Here is a 6,877-nt window from a genome sequence, read left to right as displayed (position 1 = left end):
CAAGCGACAAAATCATCGTGTTAATAGCCACAGATTTGCCGGAGCCGGTGGTGCCGGCCACCAGCAAATGCGGCATTTTGGCCAATTCGGCAATAATCGGCTCACCGCCAATATTTTTGCCCAAAGCCAGCGGTAATTTATAATCGCTGGTTTTATAAGCGCCGGATTGCAATATTTCGCGCAAATAGACTGTCTCCCGCTTTTTATTGGGCAGCTCAATGCCAATAACATTACGCCCGGGAATAACCGCCACGCGCGCGGCAATAGCCGACATTGAGCGGGCAATATCGTCTGACAAGCCGATAACACGGGAAGATTTAACCCCTGGCGCCGGCTCAAATTCATAAAGAGTCACCACCGGCCCGGGGCGGACATGGATAATCTCGCCGCGCACGCCAAAATCTTCCAGCACATTTTCCAATAAACCGGCACTGCGCTCCAAACTCTCCTGCGAAATAATATTTTCTTCATGATAGACAGGCTCCTGCAACAGCTCCAAAGAAGGCAGCCTGTAGCTGTATCGGGCTTCTGTCTTTGGCTGGGCCGGGCGCCCGGCCGGCATTTCCAAAGGCTCCGCCCGGCCGGCCTTTATCTCTCTTTGCTCGGCCATGGCCGCTGCCTGCGGCGGCGCGGCGGCAATGCTTTCTTCTGCCGCCGCAGGTAGCGGCGCGGCGGCCGCTTTGCCCGTTTGCTCAACAGCCAGCGTACAGAGCGCATCAAGATTGGCTTCTCGTGCGCCTTTTTCCTGATTTTGCGGCGTTAAAGGAGCAGGGGCAGTTTGAATATGCTCCCAGATAAAACTGTCCTGAGCGCTGTTATAGCCGCCCAGCTTGAATTGTAAATTCAGGGTAGGGGGCTGGGCAGCAGCAAAATTCACGCTCGGCGTATTATTTTTATTGTGCCCGGCTTCCGGGTGAGCAGTCGGATAAAGCGACCTGCTTTGCCGGGCAAAGCCGGCAAAAATATCGGCATTTGCGGCTGCTTTACCGGCCTCTGCCGGTAAAGCGGGCTGATCTGTCGGCGACAGAGAATCTGCTGCCAATGTTTGTGCCATATGGGCCGGCACGGGAATCCAGCGCATTTGCGGCTGGCGGCACTCCATGCTTTTAAACAGCCTGATTACATCTATTTGCTTTGCTACAGGCGGCACTTCCGGCGTAAAGGCCGGTGCTGCGGCCGCCGCAGCACCGGCGGCCAAAGCGGCAGGCGCAGCAGGCTCTGCCGGCTCGCGCTCTTTTTCATCACTGGCGGCCCGGCCAGAACCGGCGAGTAAAGGCGCAGCCCATACCTTATCGGCTTTCATAGTCCAGGGGAAAATATTCTCCGGACAGGAAACTGTTTTTGCAGCATTTTTAATCTCTGCCTCACTATTTTCGGCAGGCAAAACCGCTGCTTCCTGCCTGTCATTTACAGAAAGCCGGGGAGCCGGCGCCGGCTCAGCCTCAGGCAAAACAGCGGCCTCGGCCGCGCTTGTCCGGGCCGGGGCACCGCCAAAAGCGGCCGTGGCAAAACCGCGCATTTGCTCTATTGTCTCATAGCCCTGATTTATCGAACCGCAATCCCTATCGGCGTCAGCTTCATGGAAAGTATGTTCAGGCAAAGCGGCCATATTTTCCTCGGCGGATTCCGGCATTTCCGGCATAAAGGCAGGTACTGCGGCCGCCGCAGCACCGGCGGCCAAAGCGGCAGGCGCAGCAGGCTCTACCTCATTTATTGTGGCCATTACCTCAGTCCCAGCAGCCTCAGCCGGGGGTAAAGCGCGCTCTTCTGCCTCGCGCCGCTGTCGATAGGCCGCTTTGGCGGCTTCCGCCTCGGCCAGAATTTTGGCATAAACGGGGTCAATAGCAGCGCGGCGGCGTATTATTTCGCTGTCGGGCGTGCGGGTAAAGCGCACATTATCAGCCAAAGCGAAGGCCTTTTGCCAAATAGGGGAACAGGGTTCAGGACAAATAATTTCATTTATCCCGCTCTTTTTCTCTGATTCCTGCGCAGTCTGTGCTGAAAGCGATTGCGCGATTTTCGGCTTCAAATGCTGCATAATACTCAAAAACGTTGAAAAGAACGGTTAACCGTCACTGTTACATATCCCGGCACTATCTGCGCTTTTCAGCCAAATTTATGCCGTGCTCACTGTTTTTGGCATAAATTATGCCAAAAATTGCCGGCCGCAGCCCAAAGGAATAATTGTGTCAATCCCTTGACTCACAGCCCGTAATCGGAATTTAACAGAGGAAGGTTAATAAACTTTTGGCATAAATGCCCAAAAAGCGAAATCCTGCCTTTATCCCGGCAATAGCCTCGCTTTATCGTTAAGGTTTTAATAAGGTTAACAAATAGTTAACATAAATCCGGCAAAAACCGGCACGGCACCCTTGCCCCCAAAGCCGTTATTATATGCTTAACAGTTAAAATAGCCGATAAAGTGTTAACCAAATATTAACCAATTCTTCCCTTAACAGCATGTAATTGTTGTATTTTTACAACATATCTGCATGCACCGGCCAGGTTGCTCTCTCCTGCCCGGCCGATAATAAGCAGAGTCGATAGAGCCGCCGGCCCTGCCTCTTCATCGCCCTGCTCTATCAGACCCGGCTCTTATCAATCACGCCTTGGCCCCCCTTTTGCGGCAAAGCCCGCGGTACGCCCTGCTGCCCTGCCCGCTCAGCCGACATTCATCAATTTGGCATTGCCGCCAACAGCGACAATATTATTGGAAACAGCTACTTCTTCCAATAGCAGATTCACGGCAAAGGCCCTTGGCCACTTATTATCACCCGCCGCCGCCAGGTTTTGCCCTTCCTCTTGCAGCCCGGCAAATTTGTTGCTGCCTTTGGCTGCCGCTCCGGCAAATTTGCTGTTGCCTTCTGCTCTCGCTCCGGCAATATTATCTTTGCCTTCTGCTGCCGCTCCGGCAATAAAATCTGCCTCGGCCAGCATATCGGCCAGACACGCCGCCTGCACGGGGATAATTGCCCCCGGCAAGGAGGCCAGAGCTTTTTGCTGCCGTATCAGTTCTTCTCCCTCTGCTTCCAGCAAGGCATAGGCTGCGGCAGCGGGCACTATATCTGCCAGTTTGTTTACCTGGCGTATTTGCCGGCGCAAGGCAGCCGGCATTGCGGCCAGCAGATCCTGCAATTTTTTATCGCGAATAAGGACAAGTTTATTACCTGTCGCCAGACAAAGCGCCAGCATAAATAACAGAGTCTCCGCGCTCTCCGCCTGCACAAAAACCGCCCCGCGCGGCCGTAATTTATAACGATTTTCTTCCCCCACCGGGCCAGGCAATTCTATATCCAGCCCCAAAAGCGATTCCTGCCCGGCTTGCCCGGCAAAGGCGGCAATATTGGCCAAACCTCGCCTGGCGGCAAAAGCGGCAAGCTCAGCCAAATGCTCCATTGCCGCCCGGCGCAAAGCACTCTGCCGGCGGTCTGCGCCGACACGCATGCCCTGCCCGCTTTCACTTTTACCCTGCTGCCCCGCCGCCTGATGCTGTTTGTCTTCGCCGCCGGCATTCAGTGCTGCCAAAGCCTCTGCCGGCACATCAGGCCGCGGCGCATGGAGCGCCAGCCGCCCCACATAAAGCGGCCCGCCGGCTTTAGGCCCGGTGCCGGAAAGGCCGCGGCCGCCAAAAGGCTGCGAGCCGACAATCGCGCCGATAATATTGCGGTTAATATAAATATTGCCGGCCTCAATACGGGCGGAAACATGATCAATCATATTATTCAGCCGCGTATGCAGGCCAAAGGTCAGGCCATAACCCGTGGCGTTAATCGCCTCAATCACGCTGTCCAAATCAGCGCGCTTATAGCGGATAATATGCAAAACCGGGCCGAAAACTTCCTGCTTCAGGCTGGCAATATTGTCAATTTCAATAATAGTCGGCGGCACAAAACTGCCATATCCGGCCAAAGCTTTATCAAAAGGCAGCTGCGTAATGTGAAAGCCTTTTGCCCGCATGGCTTCTATATGGCGTTTGATAGACCTTGCCGCCTCATTGGTAATAACCGGGCCAATATCATTATGCAGAAAATCCGTGCGCCCCAGCCGCAATTCAGCCATGGCGCCTTTCAGCATGGTTAACAGCGAATCGGCAATATCCTCCTGCAGGCACAAAATACGCAAGGCCGAGCAACGCTGCCCGGCACTGTCAAAAGCCGAAGAGATACAATCCGCCACTACCTGCTCCGCCAAAGCGGAAGAATCAACAATTAACGCATTTTGCCCGCCCGTTTCGGCGATAAGCGGCACAGGCCTTGAGCCCGGCTTTTGCCCGCCCTCACCCCCCCGCCCCGGCTTGTCCGCTCCGGCAGGTTTGCTGCTGCCTTCTGCTCTCGCTCCGGCAGTGCCCAGACGCGCGGCCAGGCGCGCCTGAATGCTGCGCGCCGCTGCGGTAGAGCCGGTAAACACCACCCCGGCCGCACCTTCATGTGCCACCAGCGCAGCGCCGATTGTGCCGTCACCGGGCACCAGCGCCAAAACATCACGCGGCACGCCGGCTTCATGCAAAATCTCTACCGCCAAAGCGGCAATAAGCGGCGTTTCCTCTGCCGGTTTGGCCAAAACACCATTACCGGCCGCCAGGGCAGCGGCAATCTGGCCGGTAAAAATTGCCAGCGGAAAATTCCACGGACTAATGCAGACAACCACACCCAGCGGCTTTGGCAAAGCGCCCCAGCTTTGCCGTACTTCAGCACCATAATAGCGCAGAAAATCAATCGCCTCACGCAATTCAGCCACCGCATTGGCAATAGATTTGCCGGCCTCACGGCAGCATAAAGCCAGCAGTTCCGCCCCGCGTGCCTGCATAAGATCCGCCGCTTTGGCCAAAATATCGGCACGATTTGCCACCGGCTCTTCATGCCAGAACAAAGCGCCTTTGCGCACTTCGGCAAAACTTTTTTGCACAATTTCGGCATCAGCTTCCAGCACATAACCGACAATATCGCGCCGATCGGCCGGGTTGACTACCTGTTTGGCGGCGGCATTTTCCTGTATCAGCCTTTTATCCAGCGCGGCAATTTCGCCCGGCATAACCCGGCGCCCGCGCAAAATAGAGGGCACGGCGCTATAATCTCTGTCCAATGTTTGTTGAAATTCCGCCGTCAGTGCGGACAGCACCATTTCATCAGACAAATCCAGCCCGGCAGAATTGCGCCTTTGCGGCGAGTTTGCTGCTGCTTTCGGCTGACGCTCCGGCAGGAACAAATCCTGCGGCCGGGCGATTTTATCATTTTGCCGCAAATCGGGCAGCGCGGCCGCGCTCTCAGCCGGATCGGCAATCAAATCTTCCACCGTTACATTTTTATCGGCAATACGGTGCACGAAGGAGGAATTGGCGCCGTTTTCCAACAGGCGCCGCACCAGATAAGCGAGCAAAGTCTCATAATGGCCGACAGGGGCATAAATGCGGGCCGGGCGCCCCAGCCTGTCTGCTCCCACAACATTGCTGTAAAGCGCCTCACCCATGCCGTGCAAACATTGGAACTCATATTTATCCGGCGTGTAATCTGCCCCTGCCATATGATAAATAGTCGCCAATGTCTGGGCATTATGCGTAGCAAATTGCGGAAAAACCGCGTCCGGCGCGTCAAGCAGCTTGCGCGCGCAGGCAATATAGGCAATATCGGTAAAAATTTTGCGCGTATAAACCGGGTAGCTTGACAGGCCTTCTATTTGCGTCCGCTTGATTTCGCTATCCCAATAAGCGCCTTTGACCAGCCGCAGCATAAGGCGATGTTTTGAGCGCCGCGCCGCATCAATCAGATAATCAAGCACATAGGGGCAGCGGCGGCCATAGGCCTGCACAACAAAGCCGATACCGTCCCAGCCTTGCAGTTCTTCATCAAACAGCAGAGCCTCTATTATATCCAGCGAAATCTCCAGCCGGTCGGCCTCTTCCGCGTCAATATTAAAGCCGATATTATAGCGGCGCGCAAGCAATGCCAGCTCACGCACCCGCGGCAGCAATTCGCTCATCACCCTGTCGGCCTGAGCACGGCTGTAACGCGGGTGCAGCGCCGATAATTTGATAGAAATGCCCGGCCCTTCATAAATGCCTTTGCCGCCGGCAGCGGCGCCAATAGCGTGAATCGCCTGCGTATAACTGTCAAAATAGCGGCGGGCATCAACCGCAGTCATTGCCGCTTCACCCAGCATATCATAAGAATAGCGAAAACCCTTTTCTTCCATGCCCCGGGCGGCTTGCAGCGCTTTTTCAATCGTCTCGCCGCGGACAAATTGCTCACCCATCAGGTTAATCGCCATTGCCACAGCCTTGCGGATAAGCGGCTCGCCATAGCGGCCCAGCAATCTGGTCAATTTGCCGCCCAGCCGGCCGGAATCCGCCTTGCCGGCAAGCCGGCCGGTTAAAATCAGCCCCCAGGTAGCGGCATTGACAAACATGGATCGGCCGGAATTCAAATGTGCTTTCCAATCCCCGTTAGCCAGCTTATCGCGAATAAGGGCATCACGCGTGGCATTATCGGGAATGCGCAGCAAAGCCTCAGCCAGGCACATAAGCGCAATGCCTTCTTCAGAGGATAAAGCATATTCCTGCACCAGCTCCTCTACCATAGAAGGCCTGGCCTGCGGGCGGCGCAAAGCCTCTACCAGCCGGCGCGCTGTGGCGGCAATGGCCTGTTTGTCCGCTTTGTCAAAACTGGCTGCTTTTATCAAAGGCGGCAGGCATTCTTCCTCCGGCCGGCGACAGGCCGCGGTAATGGCGCGGCGCAATTTTGTCGGCTCGGCTATAGCCGGGGCAAAAGCGGCAAAAGGTTTGATAAAGCTGTTATCGGGCATGGCAAAACTCCGTCCAACCCCCGGCTTCCACAATACTCCGCTCCCCTGACAGAGCGCTTTTCAAGGCTAAAATAATGTG

Annotated in this window: 1 protein-coding gene and 1 pseudogene; both read right to left on the bottom strand. The window is 55.5% G+C overall.

Annotated features, from left to right (window positions below):
• Nucleotides 1-1,906 (bottom strand): DNA translocase FtsK (locus DPQ22_RS09125; RefSeq protein ID WP_256371540.1); only part of this gene is annotated, 1,906 nt, incomplete at its 3' end.
• A 1,598-nt stretch (nt 1,907-3,504) separates the two neighbouring features.
• A pseudogene (gene putA, locus DPQ22_RS03360) lies at nt 3,505-6,798 on the bottom strand (bifunctional proline dehydrogenase/L-glutamate gamma-semialdehyde dehydrogenase PutA); the annotation flags it as partial.
• Nucleotides 6,799-6,877 lie beyond the last annotated feature (79 nt).

Origin of the sequence: Candidatus Tokpelaia sp. (assembly GCF_008636115.1) — a bacterium.
Lineage (GTDB): Bacteria > Pseudomonadota > Alphaproteobacteria > Rhizobiales > Rhizobiaceae > QLZD01.
The sequence above is the reverse complement of the archived record's forward strand: the minus strand, read 5'-3'. Positions and strand labels throughout refer to the sequence as shown.